The following is a 20811-nucleotide window of genomic DNA, read 5'->3' as shown; positions in this document are numbered from 1 at the left end:
GGGGACGACCTCCCGTCTCGAGCCACCGGTCAGGGACGTCCGTCCCGACCGGACGGCGAGGGCGGTCCCGCGCCCGGGGCGAGGTCGGCGCCCGGGATGCGCCGCCCGGCGCCTCGCCGGGGCAGTGTCGCGGACCCGCAGGCGGCAGCGAGTGCGGCTCCGGCGGCGACCAGGAACGCCGTCGAGAAGCTGCCCGACCGGTCGGCGATCCACCCGCCGAGCTGGGGACCCACCAACTGTGCGGACCCGAAGACGAGGGTGACCGCGCCGAAGGCGGCGGCGAACCGCCGGGGGTCGAGCCAGTCAGCGAGGTGAGCGGCGAGCACGGCCGGGGCTCCGGACAGCGCCAGGCCGAACACGAGTGCGGAGAGGGCAGCCCAGGGCTCGTCGCCGACCGGGACCAGCAGGATCGCGGCGGTCATCCCCACGTAGGCCCACGTCATGGCCGCTCGCCGTCCCACCCTGTCCGACCAGCGGCCGAGCAACACCCCGCCGAACATGATGCACACCCCCGCGAGCGCGAAGACGGCAGAGGCGTGGCCGGCGCCGAAGCCGGCGTCGTCCTGATACGCGGCGACCAGGAAGGTCATGTAGATGGAGATCGCCAGGCCGTATCCGCCGTAGGAGAGGGTCGAGCCGATCCACCCGGGGACCGCGCGCAGCGCCCAGATGCGGACCGGACCGGTGACCGGGGCGACCGGGGGACGCAGCCACCGCAGCGCCGCGGCCGCGACGAGCGCCGACAGCACCGCCTCGATGCCCCACACGGGGCGCCACACACCAGGGTCGCCGACGGCGTGCACCACGGCGGTGAGACCGCTGCTCGCCACCACCCCGAGACCGACCCCGCTGCCGGTCAGCCCGATGGCCAGGCCCCGGCGGGACACCCGGACAGCGGATCCGGCGATGCCCGGAGCCGGCACCCAGATCATCGCTCCGCCGAACCCCGCCAGGACCATGCCCGTCACCAGGACCGGCACCGACGGCGCGAGCGAGAGGACCGACAGCCCGGCCGTGGTGAGCAGCAGGCCCGTGCGCACCGAGGTCGCCGGTGCCATGCGGTCGGCAGTGAGGCTGACCAGGAGCGTCCCCGCGAGGTACGCGGTGAGGTTCAGCGTGCCGAGCAGTCCGGCGACGACGTAGGAGTGCACGAGATCGGCGTTGACGGCGGGCAGCAGGAGCGCGTACCCGAAGCGCCCGAAGCCCTGGGCCACGGCGGCGGCCAGCACCAGCACCGGGAGGAGGACCCGTGGCCCGGGAGCGGAGCCGCTGTGTCTCGGAGGGCGAGCACGGAGAGGTCGCACCGGAGCCGCCAGCAGTCGGTCGGGACGGGGCTACGCCGTCGTGGTCACCGAGGCCAGCACGGCCGGATAGGCCGCCTCGGCGACTCGGCGCAGCTCGGCGTCCGTGCGGTCCTGGACCGGATGCGGAACCAGCACGTACGGCGCCGGGAAGCCGAGCGCCGCGCCCTGCAGCCGCGCTGCCTCATCGAACGCCCGACTGGCGAGGAAGACCCCGACCACGCCCCGGCGCTCGAGGTCGGCGATGTCGTGCACACTGCACGACGTGCACGAGCCCTAGTCGGCCAGCGCCTCGATCACCACCTCGCACTGCTCGGTGATCTCGTGCCGCAGGTCGACCGGGGCGATCCGCGCGAACGTCGGCTTGCGGTAGCGGCGCACCGTCGCGCCGTCCTCGCGGAGCAGCTCCTCGAGCCGGTCCAGGACGACGTCCCCACGGGCCTTGCTGATGTCGAGCAGCCCCACGGTGCGGCCCTGCAGCGAGGACGGGCGCGGGAGCGGCGCCCGGACCGGTGCCTGCCGCTCACCGGTGGGATCGAGAACCGTCTTCACGCCCGTACCTCCTGTGTCACCGGGACGCTTCCCGTCCGACCGGCCACCCAACCACCGACGATCGCACTGAACAGGCCGGCGTCGCCGCCGGCGGAGACGATCAGCAGCCCGCCCGGCCGGAACTTCGGCAGCTCGTCGGCGGCGGCCCCGGACGGCAGGCCCTCGGCCATGCCGCCGGCCCCCCGCACCAACTCACCGGCGGGCAGTCTCAGCAAGCCGTCCAGCTCGGCCAGCAGCCGGGTCCGGTCCCACCCGGCTTCGCGGAAGACCCGCCCGTGTTCCGGGGAGACGACGAGCATCGCGTCGAAGGCCATCGGCAGCTTGGGGTGGGCGTTGACGCGCAGGCACGCCGCGAACGTGCGGGCCAGCGACTCCGGATCACGGCTGAGCTGGTCGACCACCGGCTGCACGCCTGATCCGGCGAAGACGGTCACGGCGTCGCCGGGCACCCCTCGCTCGGCCGCCAGCGGAGGGAACGGGCTGTCCTGCTCGCGCTCGGCGAAGCAGAAGGTGAACTTGCCCGGATTGCCCAGGGTCGCCCGGTCGACCTCACCGGGACGGCCGCCCCCGACGTTGCGCACCACCAGCTGCAGTGCCCGACCGATCGTGGCGTTGGCACGGTTGCCCTGCCCGAGGGCGTTGACCCCGCTGTTCATCCCGATCCGGGCGGCGACCGGCCCGTTGACGATGACGACCGGTCCCGCGAAGTAGGTGGTGGCGAGCAGGCCGTGCAACGCGAACTCCTCGGCGGACGCCGCCTCGAGCGCCGCGAGGACGACCGGCAGGTACTCGGGCAGGCAGCCGGCCATCACCGCGTTGACCGCGACCTTCTCGACGGTGCACTCCACGAGGTCCGGCGGGACGACGGCCACCACCTCACCGGGATCGCGGGCCGTCCCGCGCAGCATCCGCAGCACCCGCTCGGGAGTCGGCGGCACGACCGGCAGTCCGTCGGTCCAGCCGCGGTCGAACAACGCCTCGTGCTCGTCCTCGAGGTCGGCCAGCTCCACCCGGCGGCTGGTCAACCCGGTGCTCCCGTACCTCGCCTCCAGGGCGTCGACCCGGGTCGGGTCCACCGACAGGGACCCGCAGCCCGGCCGGTGCTCGGGCAGGCCCGCACCCAGCCCGGCGACGCCGGTCAGCGTCTCCCACTGCTCGCGGCTCCAACCCACCACCCGGGCGGTCTCCACACCGTTGTCGACCCGCAGCAGGGTGGGGACGGTCTCGACGTCCAGCCGGTAGGACAGCTCGAGGGCGGTGTCGTCGTGGTCGAACCAGTCCGGGTCGTCCTGGCACCACACCGCGGCGCCCAGTTGCCGCAGCACCGGCTCGACCAGCACGCAGGTCGGGCAGTCCCGCTTCACGACCGCGACCAGCCCGTCCGGCACGTGCACGGAGTCGACCCTAGCCGCGCCCGCGGTCCGATCCCAGGGCGCGCCCCCAGCCGGAGCGGGGCCCGGTCCCGCCGGCCTTGTCGCAGCCACCCGGCCTCGGCAGACTCCGGTCGTCAGCGTGCCCGGAGGACGAAGGGCGGACGACGATGTCCGACGACGACCTGGCCTACGCCACCGCGACCGAGCTGACCCCTTCGCCCTCGACGATCCCGCCACCTTCGCCGGGGCCACGCGCCGGTCGATCCGTGGCCGGCGGATCGCCCGCAGCCCCGACTTCGGCGTCTACCCGGTCGACCGCCGGGTCGCCGGCGTCGTCCAGCGGGCGGTGCGCGCCTTCGAGGACGCGGGCGCCGCCGTCGATCAGGTCGACCTCGCGTTCGACCACGACCAGCGCGAGCTGAGCGACCTGTGGTGCCGCCTGATCATGCCGCTCAACATCGAGGGCCTCGAGGGACCGAAGGCGCAGGGCCTCGACCTGCTCGGCGACCACCGCGACGACTCCCCGCAGGAGTACCTGCGCTGGATCGTCAACTTCACCGGCCATCCGGCCGCCTCGATACCCGCCGGGGACGTCGACGGGCTGCCGGTCGGCATGCAGATGATCGGCCGTCGCTACTGCGACGCCGACGTCCTCGCCGCGAGCGCGGCATACGGGCGCCTCCGGCCCTGGCAGGACGCCTACGCCCGATGCGCCGCCCGTTCCCTCGCGTCATCTGCTGGGCGCGACCTCGACCTCGACCGATCCTCCGGCCCCGGGAGCCAGCGATGATGACAGTGGTGACCACGACCAGGGTCCGGCCCGGTGGCGAGGCGGAGTGGGACGCCGCGGTGCGGGCCCGGTTCGACTCCGCCCGTGAGCGGCCGGGCTGGATCTCCGGACAGCTCCTCACCTCGGACGATGAGAGCTCCATCCGCGTGATCGTCGGGACCTGGGAGAGCCGCGAGGCCTGGGAGGCCTGGCACGCAGACCCGGCCTTCCTCGATCAACGAGCCACGTTGCAACGCCTGGAGGAGGAGGGCAGCCGGGTGGCGTGGTTCCGGGTGGTCGCCGACGCCCGTGCCCGCGACTGAGGAGCGAGCCGCGCGTGACCCGACCGTGAACGTGTGATCGCCGGTTTCGTCGACCGCGAGCACCATCTGCCTCCTGGGGAGGCAGCGGGAGGCACGTTCTCGTCATCCGCGGGCACCTGCTTGGTTCAGCGCCTCGGCGGTGAGTACCTGCGCGAGGTGAGAGCGGTAGGCCGCGTCGGCGCGCAGGTCCGACGGCGGGCCGGCCCCTTCGGCCGCGCGGACGGCGGCGACGTCGACTCCGGCGCCGCCGGCCAGGGCCTCCTCCACGGCGCGCGCCCGCAGCGGCACCGAGCCCATGTTGACCAGCCCGACGGCGTGCCCGCCGGCGGTCTCCTGGACGGCGACGCCGACGATGGCCCAGTCCTGACTCCGCTGCCGGAACTTCCGGAAGCCCCACCCGCGACCGGGCTGCACCGGCACGCGGATCTCGAGGAGGATGTCGTCCGGCTCGGCCGCGGTCTCCCAGAAGTCGAGGAAGAAGCCGTGCGCGGAGACCTCGCGTTGACCGCTCGGGCGGCGCAGGACGAGCGTCGCATCGAGCGCGAGGAGCACCGCCGGTACGTCGGCCGCGGGGTCGCCGTGCATGACGGCGCCGCCGATCGTCCCGCGGGCACGCACCTGCCGGTCCCCCACGGTGGCCGCCGCCGCGGCCAGCAGCGGCACCTGCTCGCGGACCAGGGACGAGAGTTCGAGGTCGCGGTAGCGCAGGCCGGCACCGAGCCGCAGCACCCCGTCGGACTCTTCCAGTGTGCGCAGTTCCGGCAGCCTGCTGATGTCGATCAGCACCTCGGGCGCCGCCAGGCGGAACTTCATCAGCGGGATGAGCGAGTGTCCACCGGCGAGCCACTTGGCGTCGTCCCCGTGCTCGGCCATGAGCGAGGCGGCGTGCTCGAGGGACGAAGCCTGCAGGTAGTCGAAGCCGGCGGGGATCACCGCTGGCCTGCCTGCTCGGCGCGGTCGGCGTGCGCACGGGCCGCCGGGCCAGGGCCGCCGTTTTCGGCGGCCCAGGTCACCGACTCCACGATCATCTGATAGCCGGTGCAGCGACACAGGTTGCCCTCCAGGCCCTCGCGGATCTCCGCCCGGGACGGCTGAGGGCTGTCCAGCAGCAGACCGGTGGCCGAGACGACCATGCCGGGCGTGCAGTAGCCGCACTGCAGGCCGTGGCACTGTCGGAAGCCCTCCTGCACCGGGGACATCTCCCCGTCGGATGCCAGCCCCTCCACGGTGAGCACCTCGCTGCCGTCGACGGCGGCGGTGAAGACCGTGCAGGACTTCACCGCCACGCCGTCGAGCAGGACCGTGCAGGCACCGCAGTTGCTCGAGTCGCAGCCCACGTGCGTCCCCGTCAGGCCGAGGGTGTCGCGCAGGTAGTGCACGAGCAGCTGGCGGGACTCGACCGGGTGCCGCGTCGTCAGCCCGTTGACGTGCAGCTCGACGTCGTGCCTCATGGGGTCACCTTCCAGTCCTCGTCGCGGCCACCCTCCGGCGGTTCGGGCATCCCCTCGGGCGGTGACGCTCCGGCGTCGGCTTGCGGCGCCGCCACGCCGGGGCTCACCCCGTCGGCGGCCCGGCCGTCGTTCATCGCGGTCCAGACCTTGAACGGGGTCAAGGGCATGTCGATCGTCCGGACCCCGAGGTGGGACAGCGCGTCCACGACGGCGTTGACCACCGCCTGCGGCGCCGCGGTGGCGCCGGACTCACCGAGGCCCTTGGCGCCGAGCGGGTTGAAGCTGGTCTTCACCTCGACGTGGTGGGTCTCCATGTCCGGCAGGTCGGGCGCGCCCGGCACCGCGTAGTCGATCAGCGACGAGGTGACCGGCTGGCCCTCCGGGTCGTACCCGACCTCCTCCAGCAGCGCCTGGGCGATGCCCTGGGCCACGCCGCCCTCCACCTGGCCGCGCGCGGTGAGCGGGTTGATCACCGTGCCGCAGTCGTCCACCGCGACGTAGCGCAGGATGTCGACCTTGCCGGTCGCGCGGTCGACCTCGACCACGCAGGCGTGCGCGCCGCTGGGATAGCTGAGGTTGGTCGGCTCGTAGCAGTCCATCGCCTGCAGCCCGATCTCCATGCCGTCGGGGCACTTGTGCGGCTTGTAGGCGGTCAGGGCGACGTCGGCGAGGGTGACCTCGGTGCCTGGGGTGCCGCGGACGGCGAAGGACTCGCCGTCCTGGACGATGTCGTCCTCGTTCGCCTCGAGCATGTGCGCGGCGATCTGCAGGAGCTTGCGGCGCACCTTGTCACTGGAGCGCATCACCGCCGGCCCGCACACCGGGATGGCCCGGCTGCCCATCGTGCCGATGCCCTCCTGCACGGTGTGGGTGTCGCCGTGCCGGACGGTGATCCGCTCCATCGGGATGCCGCCGAGGGCGTCGGCGGCGATCTGCGCGAAGGCCGTCTCGTGGCCCTGGCCGTGCGGGCTGGTGCCGACCGAGACGACCACGGTGCCGTCGGAGTTCATGCGCACCGTGGAGGACTCCCAGCCGCCGAGATAGCCGAACTGCTCGAACAGCGGCGTCGGCCCGAACCCGCCCATCTCCACGAACGTCGAGAAGCCGATGCCCAGCAGCGGCCGGCTCAGGTCGGCCCGGCGCTCCTCGGCCGCGCGGCGCAGCACCTCGTAGTCGAGGTTCTCCAGCAGCGTGTCCAGCAACCGCGGGAAGTCGCTCTCGTCGTAGACGATGCCCGGCCACTGGGTGGCGAAGGGCATCTCGTCGGGCTGGATGAAGTTGGCCCGCCGCACCTCCAGCGGGTCCCTGCCCAGCTCGTCGGCGACCACGTCCATCACCCGTTCGATGAGGAAGGCTGCCTCGGGCCGGCCCGCGCCACGGTAGGCGCCGATCGGTGTGGTGTTGGTGGCCACGCTCTTGAAGGACGCTGCGATCTTGGCGATCTTGTAGCAGCCGCCAGACATGAAGACCGTGAGCGTGGGCAGTCCCGCTCCTGTCGCGTCCGGCCAGGCGCCGCAGTCCTGGACGATCGCCAGGCGCATGGCCAGCACGCGGCCGTCGTCGTCGAAACCGACCTCGACGTCCTGCAACTGCGCCCGGCCGTGGGTCATCGAGACGAGGTTCTCGCTGCGGGTTTCCACGTACTTGACCGGCCGGCACAGTCGCCGCGACAGCTCGGCGGTGAGGATGAACGCCGGGTAGAAGCTGGCCTTGGCGCCGAAGCCCCCGCCGACGTCCGGCGCGACGACGCGGGTCTCGTGCTGAGGCAGCCCGAACATCGTGGCCAGCTCGTTGCGGATCGGGTGCGGCGCCTGCACGGTCGCGTACAGGGTGAGCCCGGTGGTGTCCCAGTTGGCCAGACAGCCGTTCGGCTCGATCGGTACCGCGGCCAGCCGCTGGTTGCGGATCCGCAGGCTCGTGCGGTGCGGCGCCGCGGCGAGCTCGGCCTCGGCGTCGTCTTCGGTCATGGGCTGGTCCATGACGACGTTGCTGCGCTGCCCCGGCACGATCGGCGCCGCGCCGTCGGCCATGGCCTGCTCGATGGTGGCCAGCACGGGGAGGGCGTCGTGGTCGACGACCACGGCCGCGGCCGCGTCGGCCGCGACGTACCGATCGACGGCGACGACGACGGCGAGCGGCTCACCGACGAAGCGGACGGTGTCCGAGGCCAGGCAGGGCCGCTCCATGCCCGGGATGGACCGGGCGTGCGGCAACCCCGGCAGGTCGGCCGCCGTCCACACGCCCAGGACGCCGGGCATGTCCCGGGCCGCGGAGGTGTCGATGCCGGTGATCCGCGCGTGCGCCTGGACACTGCGCACGTACGCCATGTGCACGGTGCCCGGCAGCTGGATGTCGTCGACGAAGCGGCCCCGACCGGTGAGCAGCGCCGGGTCCTCCTTGCGGACCACAGCGGCCCCGACCATGGAGGCCATCAGTGGGTCACCTGCCCGGGGCCCCCGTCCCGCACCCGGGCGGTCTCCTTGTCGAATCGGTCGAATCGGTCGAATCGGTCGATGAGCTCGTGAACTCGGCACTGGCTCCGGACGCCGGCTTCCGTGGGCATCACGCCCCCCTTGGTGTGCAGTGCAGCCCGTGAGGAGGCCGTTCACGATAGGGAGAACACGTCGGGATCAACTGCCCACCGGACATGACGAGAACAGAGTCGGCGCGGCATCACTGCGACGGGACCTGCGATGGCAGTCCGCATGCGCCCCGCCGTCGTCACCACAGGCTTCGACCAGGTGACCACGAGCCGAGATGCCCAACGAGACCTCGAAGAGCAGTAGCCCGGACCCACGAATCGTGGGTCCGGGCCATGCCGATGTCCTACGACGTCACACGGCGGAGGGCGTGGGATTCGAACCCACGATGGGTTTGACCCCATAGCGGTTTTCAAGACCGCCGCCATCGGCCACTAGGCGAGCCCTCCTGACCGGTCGAGGCTAACCCGCGCGCCCGGCACAGGTCCCCTCAGTCGGTCGAGACGTCCGTGGCGGCGGTGACGCGGAGGCCGCCGCTCCAGCCGATCGACTCGACCTGGAAGCCCAGCTGGGTCAGGACGGTGGCGATCGCGGTGGTCATCGTCTGCTGCACGGCCGCCACCACGTCCGCGCCGCGGACCTGCTGCAGGCTCATGCGGTCGTGCTGGTGCCAGCTGACCAGGATGCCGAGGGAGTCCAGGTCGGGGGACAGGCACACCCCGCCGGCCGGACCGCCGTCGTCCGCGGCGGATCCCGCGCAGTCGTGCAGCGGCAGGCCCGCCTCCGTCAGCGCGGCGCCCACCTCCACGACCAGCGTCGTCCGGGGGTCGGTGTCCGACGGCAGCAGGTCCCAGTCCTCGGACAGCCGCGCGAGGTGGCTCCCGAGCTCGGCGAGCCACGCCCGCTCCTGCGGCGTCTGCCGGAGCACCACCGCGCCGTCGGCCCGCTGCACGCCGTGGACCGGGCGGGTCGAGGGGGACAGCCCCGAGGCCAGCGCGGCCCACTCCGCGTCGATCCGGTCGGTGAACGGGCCGGCCACGAGGTGCGTGCCCGGCTCGTCGTCGGACTCGGCGACCAGCCACCACGCCGGCGCCGACTCCGCGGCACGCCGGCCCGCCGGGTGGGCGGCGACGCCGACCGCCGTCCGCTGCGCGACCTGCGGAGCGGCCGCCTCGCCACGGGAGGAGCGGGATGCGGTGGCACCCTGTCCGCCCCGGCCGGCGGCCGGGCCGGGAACGGTGGCGGCGGGAACGGCGGCCGGCTGGGCGGCCACCGAGTTGCGCTCGTACTCGTATCGGGCCGTCGACCCCCTGCCCAGCGCGACGACCAGGCCGGCCAGCACGACGAAGCCCAGCACGGCCACAGCCGGCCACACGAGCATCACAGCGCCGTCCCGTCGTGCGGGTCGGCCGCCGGGCCGACGGCGGAACGGAGGGCCGTCGGGCCCGACTCGGGTACAGCAAGCGCCTTCACGCACGGCTCCTCGAGGACGTCCATCGCGGCGGGGGAAGTGCCGCGGACAGCCGGAAAGCTAGCTCCCGCGGCGCTCCGTCCGGCCCGCTCCGCCGCCACCGGACCGGCGCCCGTCACCGGATCGTTGCCGCGGGCCGGCAGGGCCGTCGGTGACCCGTCCTCGGCTGCACAGCCTTGTCGACAAGCCCCCCGCGCCTGAGCGTGGCGGCGCCGCGGGAGGTCTCCGGTCATCCCGGCCGGAGCCCGACACGCCGGTGTGTCGGGGCCGGCGGACGACGGGGTCAGACGGCCCGTGCGGTGACGAACGTGCAGATCCCCTGGCCGTAGTGGGCCTTCTGGCGCACCCCGATGACCTTGAGGAGGGCGATCTCGACCCGGTACGCCAGCCGCACGATCCCCCGGTAGAACGTGTCCCCGCCGTTGGTGACCTCGATCTGGTCGAACCCGGCCAGCCGGATGTGCTCGGTGAGCATCCAGTCCGGGAGGATCGTGATGTGGCCGGGCTGGTGGTAGTGCCGGGGCCCGAAGATGTACGGCGCGCCCCGCAGGAACATCTTCAGCCGTGAGTGCGGATGGGTGATGTTCGGCGTGCTCACCAGCAGCTGGTCGCCCGCCCGGAGCAGGGACCGGATCTGGCGCAGCACCTGCCGGGGGTTCTCGACGTGCTCCAGCGTCTCGACGCAGACGACCATGTCGAAGGGGCCGCGGGCCTCGTCGGTCCACTCCGGGTGGTCGAGATCCAGGCGGGCGATCCACTCGTGCGGCGGGTCGAGATCGGTCGGCACGACGTCGAAGCCGGCGTCGCGGAGCCGCAGCGCCAGCGCGCCGCACCCCGAGCCGACCTCGAGGATCCGCCCACCGTCCGGGAGCGCCGCCCGCACCAGCTCCACCGCGTACTCGTGCACCCCTGGGGCGGCGTGGATGCCGTGGCCCTTGTAGGACTGGACGGCCTCCGTCCGCCGGCCACTCCTGCGCTCAGCCACTGCCACCGGCCCAGACTCCCACAGCGGCCCGCCGCTCACCTGCGGTCAGGGGCCACCTCCGACGTCGGCGGTCTGCGCCTCGCCCTCTACCGGCGTCCCGGCGACGCCGTGCAGGTGGCAGGCGGCCAGCTGCCCGGGCGCACCGACCGGCTGCAGCGCGGGGTCGACGTCCGGGCAGGGCTCGAACACCGACGGGCACCGCGTGCGGAACCGGCAGCCGCTGGGCACGTTCGCCGGCGACGGGACGTCGCCGCGCAGCACGATCCGCTGCCGCGCGCGCTCCAGCGCCGGGTGCGGCACCGGGACGGCGGACAGCAGCGCCTGCGTGTAGGGCATCTGCGGCTGGGCGGCGACCGCCGACGCCGAACCGATCTCGACGATCCGGCCCAGGTACATGACCGCGATCCGGTCGGAGATGTGCCGGACGGCAGACAGGTCGTGGGAGATGAACAGCAGGGTCAGCCCGAGCTGGCGCTGCAGCCGGCGCAGCAGGTTGAGCACCTGGGCCTGCACGCTGACGTCGAGGGAGGCGAGGGCCTCGTCGCAGACCAGGAAGTCCGGTTCCCCGGCGAGCGCCCGGGCGATGCCGACCCGCTGCCGCTGCCCGCCGGAGAACTCGTGCGGGTAGCGCGCGGCCACGGCGGGGTCGAGGCCGACCAGCTCGAGCAGCTCGCCGACGCGGGCGGCCCGCTCGCGCCGGCCGGGCCGCAGTCCGTGCACCTCCAGCGGCTCGGCGACCGTCTGCGCCACGGTGCACCGCGGGTCGAGGGAGGCGAACGGGTCCTGGAAGACCATGCCCGCCCGGCGGCGCAGCTGCCGCAGCCCGCGACGGTCCAGCGCGGTGACGTCGACGTCGCCGAAGCGCACCGTCCCGCCGGTCGGGGGCACCAGCCGCAGCAGCGCGTTGCCCAGCGTGGACTTCCCGCAGCCGGACTCCCCCACCAGGCCCAGCGTCTCGCCGCGGACGATGTCGAGGTCCACCCCGTCGACGGCGCGCAGCACCCCGGCCGCCCGGCGGAGGACCCCGCCGCGGATCGGGAAGTGCACCTCCAGCCCGCGCGCGGAGACCAGGACGTCGCTCACGACCGCCCCTCCTCCGGACTCCCCGTCTCGGTGCACCACGTCGCGGCCCGGTGCGGCAGCCCCGAGGGGCCGACGTGGCCACTTCGGCCCTGCCCGACGACGGCGAGCGGCGGCTGCTCGGTCTCGCACCGCGGGTCGGCGCGCACCGGGCAGCGCGGCCAGAAGACGCAGCCGGGCGGCAGGTCGGTCGGCGCGGGCGGCGTGCCGGGCACGGTGGCCAGCTCGGGCGGCGCGCCGTCCACCGCCGGCTGGGTGAGGTCCGGCAGCGCGCCGAGCAGTCCCCGCGTGTAGGGGTGGGCCGGCCGCTCCAGGACGTCGTCCACCGTGCCGTCCTCCACGCACCGCCCGCCGTACACGACCAGCACCCGGTCGGCGATGCCGGCGACGACGCCGAGGTCGTGGGTGATCCAGACGACGCCGGTGCCGTGGTCGGCCTGCAACCGCTCCACCAGGTCGATGATCTGCGCCTGCACGGTGACGTCGAGCGCGGTCGTCGCCTCGTCGGCGATGAGCAGGGACGGCGAGTTGCCCAGCGCGATCGCGATGACCACCCGCTGCCGCATGCCGCCGGAGAGCTCGTGCGGGTACCGGTCCAGCGCCCCCTGCGGGTCGGGCAGCCCCACCTCGCCGAGCAGCTCGGCGGCCCGGCGCCGCGCGTCGGCCTTCGACACCTCCCCGTGCGCGCGGATGCCCTCGACCAGCTGCCGCCCGATCGTCAGCACCGGGTTCAGCGAGGTCATCGGGTCCTGGAACACCATGCCGACGCCGCGGCCGCGCACCCGGCGCAGCCGCTCCGGCGGCATGGTGAGCAGGTCCTCGCCCCGCAGCAGCGCCCGCCCGGTGACCGTGGCCACCCCTTCCGGCAGCAGGCCGAGCAGGGCCAGGACGGAGACGCTCTTGCCGCTGCCGGACTCGCCGACGACGGCCACCGTCTCGCCCTCCCCGACCGAGTAGCTCAGCCCGTTGACCACCGCCGCCGTCCCGCGCGGCGTGCGCAGCCGCACCTGCAGGTCCTCGACCTCGAGCAGCGGCTGGCTCACCGCCCGCCTCCCGACATCAGCGTGCGCTGGCGCGGGTCGAGGACGTCGCGGAGCCCGTCGCCGAGCAGGTTGAAGCAGAGCACGGTCAGGAAGATCGCCATCCCGGGGAAGAAGGCCAGCCACCAGGCCAGGTCGATGAAGCCGCGCCCCTCGGCCAGCATCAGCCCCCACGACGGGTTGGGCGGCTGCGTGCCCAGGCCGAGGAAGGACAGCGCCGCCTCGGCCAGGACGGCGAAGGCCAGGCTGATCGAGGTCTGCACGATGATCGGCGGTGCGGCGTTGGGCAGCACGTGCCGGGTGAGCAGCCGGAAGTCCGAGGCTCCGACCGACCGCGACGCCCGCACGTACACCTCCTCGCGCACGCCGAGCACGCTGGCCCGGGTGACGCGGGCGAAGACCGGGACGTAGACGACGCCGATGGCCAGGGCGGTGTTGCCGGGCCCGGGGCCGCGGACGGCGAGCACCGCGATCGCCAGCAGCACGGCCGGGAAGGCGAACAGGACGTCCATCATCCGCATGAGGACGTCGTCCGCCCAGCGGCCGTAGTACCCGGCCAGCAACCCGACGAGGCCGCCGACGGCCAGCGCGAACGCCACCGCGAGGAACCCGACCCGCAACGAGACGGCGGCGCCGAGGATGACCCGGCTGAGGATGTCGCGGCCGAGGTCGTCGGTGCCGAACGGGTGCTCGCGGCTGGGCGACTGCAGCCGGTCCTCGATCGAGATCTCGTTGGGGCCGCTGGGCGCGAGCGCCTCGTCGAACAGCGCGACCAGCACGATGCCGGCGAGCACCAGCGCCGCGGTCGCCGCCGTCGGGTTGCGGGCGAGCAGCCGCAGCGTCTCCCACCGGCGCCCGTGGAGCGGGGCCTCCTGCGCGGGTTCCGGCACCCGCTGGACACTCATCGGCGGATCCGCGGGTCGATGGCGGTGTAGAGCATGTCCACCACGAGGTTGATGAGCACGAAGATCACCGCGAACAGCAGGATCGCCCCCTGGAGCACGGGGTAGTCGCGGGCCTGCACCGCCTGCAGCGCGAGCTGGCCGAGGCCGGGCCAGGAGAACACGATCTCCACGACCACGACCCCGGACAGCAGGTAGGCCAGCTGCACGCCGGTCACCGTGACCAGCGGCAGCAGCGCGTTGCGCAGCACGTGCCAGGTGAAGACGTGCCGCCCCCGCAGCCCCTTGGCCTGCGCCGTCCGGACGTGGTCGGCGCCCAGCGCCTCCAGCACGCTGGACCGGACGAAGCGGGTGATCACCGAGCCGGACACCACGCCGGTGACGACCGCCGGCATGACCAGCCGCTCCAGCCAGCCGAGCGGGTCCTCGGCCAGCGGCACGTACCCGCCCGACGGCAGCCAGCCCAGCGTGCCGGCGAAGACCAGGATGAGCACGATCGCCATCCAGAACTCCGGCACCGAGATGCCGATCTGGCTGAGCACCGTGGCCACCCGGTCGACCAGCGACCGCGGGTGCAGGGCCGACAGGGTGCCCAGGGGGACGGCGATGGCCAGCGCCACGACGATGGAGGCGAACGCCAGGGTCAGCGTCGCCGGCAGCCGCTCGGCGATCAGCGAGGTCACCGTCTCACCGCTGCGGAAGCTCACCCCGAGGTCACCGCTGAGCGCCCCCCCCGCCCAGCCGAGGAACTGCTCGACCAGTGGCTCGTCGAGCCCCGAGCGCGCCTGCAGCGCGTCGTAGGTCTCCTGGTCGAACCGGGTGCCCAGGGCCAGCCGGATCGGGTCGCCCGGAACGAGGTGGACCAGAGCGAAGACGAGCACGCTCACCCCCGCCAGTACCACCGCCGACTGGCCGGCGCGGCGGAGGAGGAAGGCGGTCAGGGCAGCTCCACCGACTCGAAGTTGATCGCCTTGTCCGGCCGGATCTGGTAGCCGGTCAGCCCGGGCGCCCACGCCTGCACCACCGGGGGGTTGTACAGGTACAGGTAGGAGACGTCGTCGACGATCAGCTGCGCCGCCTGGTCGTAGATCTGCTTGCGGGCGGCCTCGTCGGGCTCCACCGCGCCGGCCTGCAGCAGCTGGTCGACCTGCGGGTTGCTGTAGCCCTGGTAGTTGTTCGCGCCGCCGGTGAGGTGCTGGTCCTGGTAGAAGGCCGCCGGGTCGAGGTTGCCGAGCCACCCGAGGTAGAACGCGTCGTAGTCGCCCTGCCCCTGACGGTCCAGCCAGGTGGCGAAGTCCAGCGTCTCGATGGTGACCTCGACGCCGATCGGCTCCAGCTGGCTGGCGATCACCTGGGCGGCGGTGACCGTCTCCGGGAACTCGTCGGTGACCATCAGCCCCATCGTCAGGGGCGTCTCGACGCCGGCCTGCGCGAGCAGCTGCCGGGCCTGCTCGGGATCGGGCTGGAACGGCGCGTAGTCGAAGTAGAAGGAGCTGTCCTCGGGGATCGCCGTCTGGTTGGGCCGGGCGGCGCCGAACCACGCGGCCTCGGCCACCGCCGCGCGGTCGATGGCGAAGGAGATCGCCCGCCGCACGTCGCGGTTGTCGAACGGCGGACGGTCGTAGTTCATGGACATGTACCAGTAGTCGACGCTGGGGACCGTCTGCAGCTCGATCGAGTCGTCGCCCTGCAGGGTCTCGATCTGCTGCGGGGGGACGTTGTCGGTCCACTGGACCTCGCCGTTCTGCAGCGCGGTCAGCGCGGCGGCCGGCTCGGTGATGTAGCGGAACTCGACGGTTCCGACGCCCGGCGCGCCGCCCCAGAAGTCCTCGTAGGCGGTGAGCACCGTGCTGCTGGCGTCGGAGCTCTCCAGCCGGAACGGCCCGGTGCCGACCGCCTCCGTGGTGAGGTCCAGGGAGTCCGCGGCGCCCTCGGGGATGATCGCCATGCCCTTGAAGGCGCCGATCCGCTCCAGCAGGTTCGGGGTCGGCTGGTTCAGCGTGAGGACGACGGTCTGCGGATCGTCGGCCTCGACCGACGCCACGTTGGCGAAGCGGTCGGCGTTGCTCAGGTCCTCGTCGATGATCCGGTTGAAGGAGTACACGACGTCGGCGGAGTCGAACTCGCTGCCGTCGTGGAAGGTGACGCCCTCCCGGAGCGTGAACGTCCAGGTGAGCTGGTCCGCGCTGGTCTCCCACTCCGTGGCCAGGCTCGATTCCATCGTGAGGTCCTCGGCGTTCGGGACGACGAGGGTGTCGTACACGTTCTCCAGGACCTGGAAGCTCGGGTAGGCGGTGGTCACGTGCGGGTCGAACTGGTCGGGCTGGGCCGACACCGCGGCGACGAGCGTGTCTCCCCCGCCGCCGTCGCCTCCGCCGCCACCGGTGTCGACGCTCTCGCCCCCGCTCCCGCAGGCGGCGAGCGCCAGGGTGGTGACCGCGGCCAGGGTCAGGGAACGGCTGCTGCGCACGAGGGACCTCCGGGCGGCTCGGCGGGTGCGTCCTGCACCCGACCCTGGCCCCGTCCGGTCGACCGCGCAGGTCGGAGCGGCCATCGTTGCCCCTTCGAGACCTCGCGGTACCGCAGACGGCGCTCTCCCCCGATGAGGGGAGGCCGGTCGCGCACCGGCGCGCTACCGTCGGCGGTCCGACCCGCCGGGGGGACGACCGTCCTGCCCGCCCGCGACGAGAGGACCTCTCCATGACCCGTGCTGTGGTGACCGGCGGGGCGGGCTTCCTGGGGTCACACCTGTGCGAGGCGCTGCTCGACCGGGACATCGAGGTGCTCTGCCTGGACAACTTCCTGACCGGGACGCCGGCCAACGTCGCGCACCTGATGGAACGCCCCGGCTTCCGGCTGGTGCGCGCCGACGTGACCGACTACGTCCACGTCCCGGGGCCGGTGGACCACGTCCTGCACTTCGCCTCGCCCGCCTCCCCGATCGACTACGCCGAGCTGCCGATCCAGACGATGAAGGTCGGCTCCATCGGCACCCTGCACTCGCTGGGGCTGGCCAAGGAGAAGCAGGCGCGGTTCCTGCTCGCCTCCACGTCCGAGGCCTACGGCGACCCGCTGGTGCACCCGCAGCCGGAGTCGTACTGGGGCAACGTGAACCCGGTCGGCCCGCGCGGCGTCTACGACGAGGCCAAGCGCTTCGCCGAGGCGCTCACCTCCGCCTACCGGCGCACGAACGGGGTGGACACCGCGATCGTGCGCATCTTCAACACCTACGGCCCGCGCATGCGGCCCTTCGACGGCCGGGCGATCCCGACGTTCATCCGCCAGGCGCTGGCCGGGGAGCCGCTGACCGTCGCCGGTGACGGCAGCCAGACCCGGTCGGTCTGCTACGTCAGCGACCTGGTCGAGGGCCTGATCCGGTTCCTGCTGTCCGACGAACCGGGGCCGATGAACATCGGCAACCCGCACGAGATCCCCGTCCTGGAGCTCGCCGAGCGGGTCAAGGCACTGACCGGGTCGGACTCGCCGATCGAGTTCATCCCCCGCCCCGAGGACGACCCGACGGTCCGCCAGCCCGACATCACGCTGGCGCGCCGGGCGCTGGGCTGGGAACCCCAGGTCTCCCTGGACGACGGCCTCAAGCGGACGATCGACTGGTTCGCCCGGCACCCCGAGGTGGTCAGCGCCCGCTCCTGAGGGCGCCGCTCCTGACGGCGCCGCTCCCGACGGCGGACGCCCGCGCCGTCAGCGGCGGCGCGGCCAGAGCGCCTGGGCGGCGGCCACCGCCGCCGCGGCGAGCACCAGCCCGCCGAGGACGCCGACGGCGACGCTCTGGGTCAGCGACCCGTTGGCCCGCTCCTCGGCCGGCTCGGCCGCGCTGCTGACCCGCGCGACGGCCTGGGGGTCCTCGAGCACGCGCAGGTCGATGTCGAGCCCGGTGATCTGGCTGTTGAGCTGGCGGATCTGGGCCTCGAGCGGGTCGAGCTCGCCGGCGAGGCTGCGCTGGACGGCCAGCCGCTGGTTGAGCAGCCGGGACAGCTCGATCGGGTCGGTCTCGTTGGCCACCGCCTCGTCGAGCGCGGCGACCGGACCGAGGATCTCGCCGCGCCGGTTGTTCAGCGCGTCCCGGTCGCCGACCAGCAGGTCGCGCAGCCGCTGGGTCTGGGCGCGGTCGTCCTCGTGCCGGGCCGTCACGTAGGTCTCGGCCCAGGTCTGCGCCGCCTCCCGCGCCGCCTCCCGGTCGTTGGCCTCGGCGGCGAAGACCAGCGCGCTGGACTCCGGCGTCGCCCGCACCTCCACCTCGACGTCCTCCCCGGCGGCCTCCCGGGCCCGGTCCTGGAACGTGTCGCTCTGGGCGTAGAGGAGCTCGGCGCCGGGCGTCCGGACGACGGCGGCGCCGGCGGTGCGCGGGAACAGCTGCCGGCTGTCCTCGGTGCGCAGGAGGACCGTGGCCTCCGAGCGGTAGACCGGGTCGATCACCGACAGCGAGCCGATGGCCGCGCCGAGGACCAGCAGGAAGACCAGCAGAGCCAGCCACCACCACCGGCCCACGGCCGACAGGTACTCCCGGAGGCCGGGGTCGGCGTCGGCCGGCCGCTGCGCCCGGTGGGTGACGGCGCCCCGCTCGGGCATCGGGCGCGCGGTGTCGTCAGGGGTGGTGTCCAGCACGGCGTCAAGGTACCGGCGGCCACGCGGAAAGTTGTGTCCTGACGGGTCACGATTCCCATGCGGCGAGTGACCGGCCGAGCAACTCGGCGAGCTCGGCGTTGGGCCCACGAAACCGCTCGCGCAGCCGGGCGGCGGTCGCCGGGTCCATCGGCGCCGACGGCGCCGGCCCCTCGTTCAGCCGGTTCACCAGGTAGCGGGCGCGGTAGAGGGTGCGGCTCGGCACCCGCGCGGCCAGCCGGCGCAGCGGGCTCCCGGGCTGCTGGGCGGCGAGGAAGACGCGGGCGAAGCGGGCCGACCGCGGTGCCCGGGCCTCGTTGTGCCCGCGCGCCACGTCGGGCTCGTACGGCGGGAGGCCGGCCAGCTCGAACAGCTCGGCGCACACGCGGGCCGCACCGGTCCGCAGGTCGTCGGACAGGTAGACCCGCCGGCGCTCGGCGGGCACGGCCGCGAACAGTTCCCGGACGTGCGGCGCGTACACACCGTCGCCCGTGTAGTGCATGTCGCGGGCCGCCGGCGGGGTGCCGGCGGGGCGGCCGGCCTCGCGCGCCAGGCCCTCCTCGAAGGTGGCGGCGTCCTCCCAGCCGCGCAGCCGCGCGTACTGGTAGTGCGAGTACGCCCGCGACACCGGGTTCCGCAGGACGGCGACCACCACCGCGTCCGTCGTCTCCGCGATCCGCCGCAGCGCGACCGGGTCGTACAGGGCCATCGTGTGCTTGCCGACCAGCGGCGCGTCGCCGACGCCGGGGTCGTAGTACTTCTCGACCGCCCGGGGCCAGCCGCCGGCGAACTCCTCGTCCCGGCCGAAGAAGGGCATCTCGCGGTGCACGTGCGCGCGGACGTCGGGGTGCCCGGCGAGGTACTGGAACAGTGCGGTCGACCCGCTCTTGGGGGCGCCGACGATCATCAACCTGGGGCCTGGACGCACCGTCGGGATGTTAGGGCAGGTGCGCCGGGAAACCCGGGTGGCTGCGCTACCCTCGCGCCGCCGTACCACGCGGCGTCCGCCGGTGGCCGCGGCGGGGACCCACGCCGCTGGAGGTGCGCTCGTGATCGTGCCCCTGCTCGCGGTCCTCACCTCGATCGTGGTCTGGATCTGGGTCTACCACCGCCTGGTGCACCACCCGCTGGACCTGATGGCCCTCACCCTCTACTACCTGGCGCTGCAGCTGCTGTGGCGCCCGCTGGTGCTGGCCACGGGGCTCGACACGCCGTTCCCGACCGAGCTGTTCTCCGCCCGGGAGACCGAGAAGCTGATCGTCCTGGGCCAGGCGGTCGTCGTCCTGTTCCTGCTCGGGATCTGGGCGGGCGCCCGCTGGCTGTCCCCGCTGGTCGGCCCGGCCCGGCTGCTCTACCCGATGAGCCGCGGCTCCCTGCCGCCGCGGACGCTGCTGCTGCTCGCCGCCGCGCTGACCACGGTGGCGTTCGCCGCCACGGTGCTGCTGTGGATCCGGTACGGCGGGCCGGCCGGCCTGATCCAGGCGGCCAAGGTCGACCGCGACATCGCCGAGAGCCGCGCGCTGCGCTCGATCCCGATGCTCGCCGCGCTGTTCGGCGTCGCCGCCTTCTTCTCGGTGCGGAAGGCACCGCTGCTGCGGCTGGTCGCCCTTGGCCTGGTCGCGCTCAACGGCTACCTGAGCTGGACGTGGGGCGCCCGGGACGTGCCGGTCATCTCGGTGATCGCGCTGGTGGCCGGCTCGCTGATCTTCGGCTCGATCGGACGCCGGGCCGCCCTGCGCACCGGCTGGGACTGGCTGCGCGACCCGCGCTGGCGGCGGCGGTTCCTGCTCGTGCCGGTGCTCGCGCTGCTGCTGGCCTTCTCGCTGCGGACGGCGCGCGACACCGTGCTGTGGGGCGACCTCGCGCCCACCATCCAGGGCCAGAGCACGGTGCGGATGATGGCCGTGGCCACCAACAACACCTTCTACGACTCGCTGCTGCTGCTGCTCGACGACTGGCCCGAGGAGTTCGACTTCCGGAACGGCCAGGACTTCGTGGACGGCACCGTGGCCGCGGTGCCCTCGGCGATCGCCGGCCGGCAGGACCCGTTCGTCTCCCCGGCCGTCCAGCTGGCGCAGACCTACATCGACCGCAACAACGGCTTCCCGGCCACCGCCGCGGGCGACTGGTACGTGAACTTCGGGGTGCTCGGCGTCCTCCTGGGCGGCCTGGTCAGCGGGCTGCTCGCCCGCGCCGGCCAGCTCGCTCTGCGCCGCTTCCTGCGCGACCCGCTGGTCTGGGGCTTCAGCCTGGTCTTCGCGGTGCGCATCTTCCCCGGCGGCTTCTGGGTGACCTCGCTGCCCAAGTGGGTCGGGATCGGCCTGCCGATCATCGCCGTGGCCCTCCTGGTCAACCTGTTCGCCCGCCGCGACAGCGACGTGGGGACCAGCCCGGAGTCCGCCTCCGCGCCGGCGCTGCCGGAGGGCGCACCCGGGCCGGCGGCGTCCGCCTCTTGACCGCT

Annotated in this window: 18 protein-coding genes, 1 tRNA gene and 1 pseudogene; 4 read left to right on the top strand and 16 right to left on the bottom strand. The window is 73.6% G+C overall.

From position 1 onward, the window contains the following. Positions 1-29: 29 nt before the first annotated feature. The 3 genes and pseudogenes from MY526_RS04630 to MY526_RS04620 all read right to left on the bottom strand — a co-directional run bounded on the left by MY526_RS04630 (position 30) and on the right by MY526_RS04620 (position 3247). On the bottom strand, positions 30-1235 hold the full coding sequence (locus MY526_RS04630; RefSeq protein WP_436690945.1) for an MFS transporter: 1206 nt from the start codon (positions 1233-1235) through the stop codon (positions 30-32). A gap of 99 nt (positions 1236-1334) precedes the next feature. Further along, positions 1335-1853, bottom strand: a pseudogene (locus tag MY526_RS04625) (UGSC family (seleno)protein). Continuing rightward, positions 1850-3247, bottom strand: a complete 1398-nt coding sequence (locus MY526_RS04620) for a thioredoxin family protein (protein ID WP_436690947.1) — start codon at positions 3245-3247, stop codon at positions 1850-1852. The pseudogene MY526_RS04625 and the gene MY526_RS04620 overlap by 4 nt, the downstream one beginning before the upstream one ends. Before the next feature lie 118 nt (positions 3248-3365). On the opposite strand from MY526_RS04620, the gene MY526_RS04615 reads away from it, so the two are divergent. Both MY526_RS04615 and MY526_RS04610 read left to right on the top strand, forming a co-directional pair. Next, a complete protein-coding gene (locus MY526_RS04615; protein WP_436703341.1) occupies positions 3366-4016 on the top strand; it encodes an amidase family protein in 651 nt (216 codons plus the stop codon). Positions 4017-4024: 8 nt separating this feature from the next. Continuing rightward, positions 4025-4318 (top strand): antibiotic biosynthesis monooxygenase family protein, encoded by a 294-nt coding sequence (locus MY526_RS04610; protein ID WP_436690953.1) that lies wholly within the window; start codon positions 4025-4027, stop codon positions 4316-4318. A gap of 102 nt (positions 4319-4420) precedes the next feature. Here MY526_RS04610 and MY526_RS04605 read toward each other — a convergent pair whose 3' ends face one another. From MY526_RS04605 to MY526_RS04555, 11 genes are all read right to left on the bottom strand, one after another. Next, entirely contained in the window at positions 4421-5251 is an 831-nt protein-coding gene (locus tag MY526_RS04605) for an FAD binding domain-containing protein (protein WP_436703340.1), read from the bottom strand. After that, positions 5248-5769 carry a (2Fe-2S)-binding protein gene (locus MY526_RS04600; protein ID WP_436703339.1) on the bottom strand — a complete coding sequence of 174 codons (522 nt, stop codon included), beginning with the start codon at positions 5767-5769 and terminating at the stop codon, positions 5248-5250. Before MY526_RS04600 ends, MY526_RS04605 begins: the two co-directional genes overlap by 4 nt. Then, positions 5766-8201, bottom strand: a complete 2436-nt coding sequence (locus MY526_RS04595; protein ID WP_436703338.1) for a xanthine dehydrogenase family protein molybdopterin-binding subunit — start codon at positions 8199-8201, stop codon at positions 5766-5768. The genes MY526_RS04600 and MY526_RS04595 overlap by 4 nt, the downstream gene beginning before the upstream one ends. Positions 8202-8611: 410 nt before the next feature. Next, positions 8612-8698 (bottom strand) — tRNA-Ser (locus MY526_RS04590). 41 nt (positions 8699-8739) lie between these two features. Then, positions 8740-9606, bottom strand: a complete 867-nt coding sequence (locus MY526_RS04585; RefSeq protein ID WP_436703337.1) for a hypothetical protein — start codon at positions 9604-9606, stop codon at positions 8740-8742. A gap of 397 nt (positions 9607-10003) precedes the next feature. Next, entirely contained in the window at positions 10004-10711 is a 708-nt protein-coding gene (locus MY526_RS04580) for a class I SAM-dependent methyltransferase (protein ID WP_436703336.1), read from the bottom strand. 39 nt (positions 10712-10750) lie between these two features. Then, a complete protein-coding gene (locus tag MY526_RS04575) occupies positions 10751-11788 on the bottom strand; it encodes an ABC transporter ATP-binding protein (protein WP_436703335.1) in 1038 nt (345 codons plus the stop codon). Beyond that, a complete protein-coding gene (locus MY526_RS04570) occupies positions 11785-12828 on the bottom strand; it encodes an ABC transporter ATP-binding protein (RefSeq protein ID WP_436703334.1) in 1044 nt (347 codons plus the stop codon). Before MY526_RS04570 ends, MY526_RS04575 begins: the two co-directional genes overlap by 4 nt. Beyond that, positions 12825-13730: an ABC transporter permease gene (locus MY526_RS04565; protein WP_436690969.1), complete on the bottom strand. Its 906-nt coding sequence runs from the start codon at positions 13728-13730 to the stop codon at positions 12825-12827. Before MY526_RS04565 ends, MY526_RS04570 begins: the two co-directional genes overlap by 4 nt. Beyond that, a complete protein-coding gene (locus MY526_RS04560; protein ID WP_436703370.1) occupies positions 13727-14668 on the bottom strand; it encodes an ABC transporter permease in 942 nt (313 codons plus the stop codon). Before MY526_RS04560 ends, MY526_RS04565 begins: the two co-directional genes overlap by 4 nt. After that, on the bottom strand, positions 14665-16197 hold the full coding sequence (locus MY526_RS04555; protein WP_436703333.1) for an ABC transporter substrate-binding protein: 1533 nt from the start codon (positions 16195-16197) through the stop codon (positions 14665-14667). The genes MY526_RS04560 and MY526_RS04555 overlap by 4 nt, the downstream gene beginning before the upstream one ends. A gap of 230 nt (positions 16198-16427) precedes the next feature. Between MY526_RS04555 and MY526_RS04550 the strand changes: the two genes are divergently transcribed. Continuing rightward, complete coding sequence (locus MY526_RS04550) at positions 16428-17381, top strand: UDP-glucuronic acid decarboxylase family protein (RefSeq protein ID WP_436703332.1); 954 nt, start codon at positions 16428-16430, stop codon at positions 17379-17381. Positions 17382-17429: 48 nt separating this feature from the next. Here the strand turns inward: MY526_RS04550 and MY526_RS04545 are convergent, their stop codons facing one another. Further along, positions 17430-18353 (bottom strand): hypothetical protein, encoded by a 924-nt coding sequence (locus tag MY526_RS04545; RefSeq protein ID WP_436690975.1) that lies wholly within the window; start codon positions 18351-18353, stop codon positions 17430-17432. A gap of 46 nt (positions 18354-18399) precedes the next feature. Beyond that, the gene (locus tag MY526_RS04540) at positions 18400-19278 is read right to left on the bottom strand and encodes a sulfotransferase domain-containing protein (RefSeq protein ID WP_436690977.1); all 879 of its coding nucleotides are present in this window, start codon (positions 19276-19278) and stop codon (positions 18400-18402) included. Positions 19279-19399: 121 nt separating this feature from the next. Between MY526_RS04540 and MY526_RS04535 the strand changes: the two genes are divergently transcribed. Then, the gene (locus MY526_RS04535; RefSeq protein WP_436690979.1) at positions 19400-20806 is read left to right on the top strand and encodes a hypothetical protein; all 1407 of its coding nucleotides are present in this window, start codon (positions 19400-19402) and stop codon (positions 20804-20806) included. Positions 20807-20811 lie beyond the last annotated feature (5 nt).

It is taken from the genome of Geodermatophilus sp. CPCC 205761 (genome assembly GCF_051383655.1).
Lineage (GTDB): Bacteria > Actinomycetota > Actinomycetes > Mycobacteriales > Geodermatophilaceae > Geodermatophilus.
This window is presented reverse-complemented; position numbering and strand designations above follow the sequence as displayed.

Bases quoted from the DNA above. Each gene is read 5' to 3' on its own strand.
- MY526_RS04600 (WP_436703339.1), bottom strand. From the start codon at position 5,769: ATGAGGCACGACGTCGAGCTGCACGTCAACGGGCTGACGACGCGGCAC.
- MY526_RS04550 (WP_436703332.1), top strand. From the start codon at position 16,428: ATGACCCGTGCTGTGGTGACCGGCGGGGCGGGCTTCCTGGGGTCACAC.
- MY526_RS04565 (WP_436690969.1), bottom strand. From the start codon at position 13,730: ATGAGTGTCCAGCGGGTGCCGGAACCCGCGCAGGAGGCCCCGCTCCAC.
- MY526_RS04595 (WP_436703338.1), bottom strand. From the start codon at position 8,201: ATGGCCTCCATGGTCGGGGCCGCTGTGGTCCGCAAGGAGGACCCGGCG.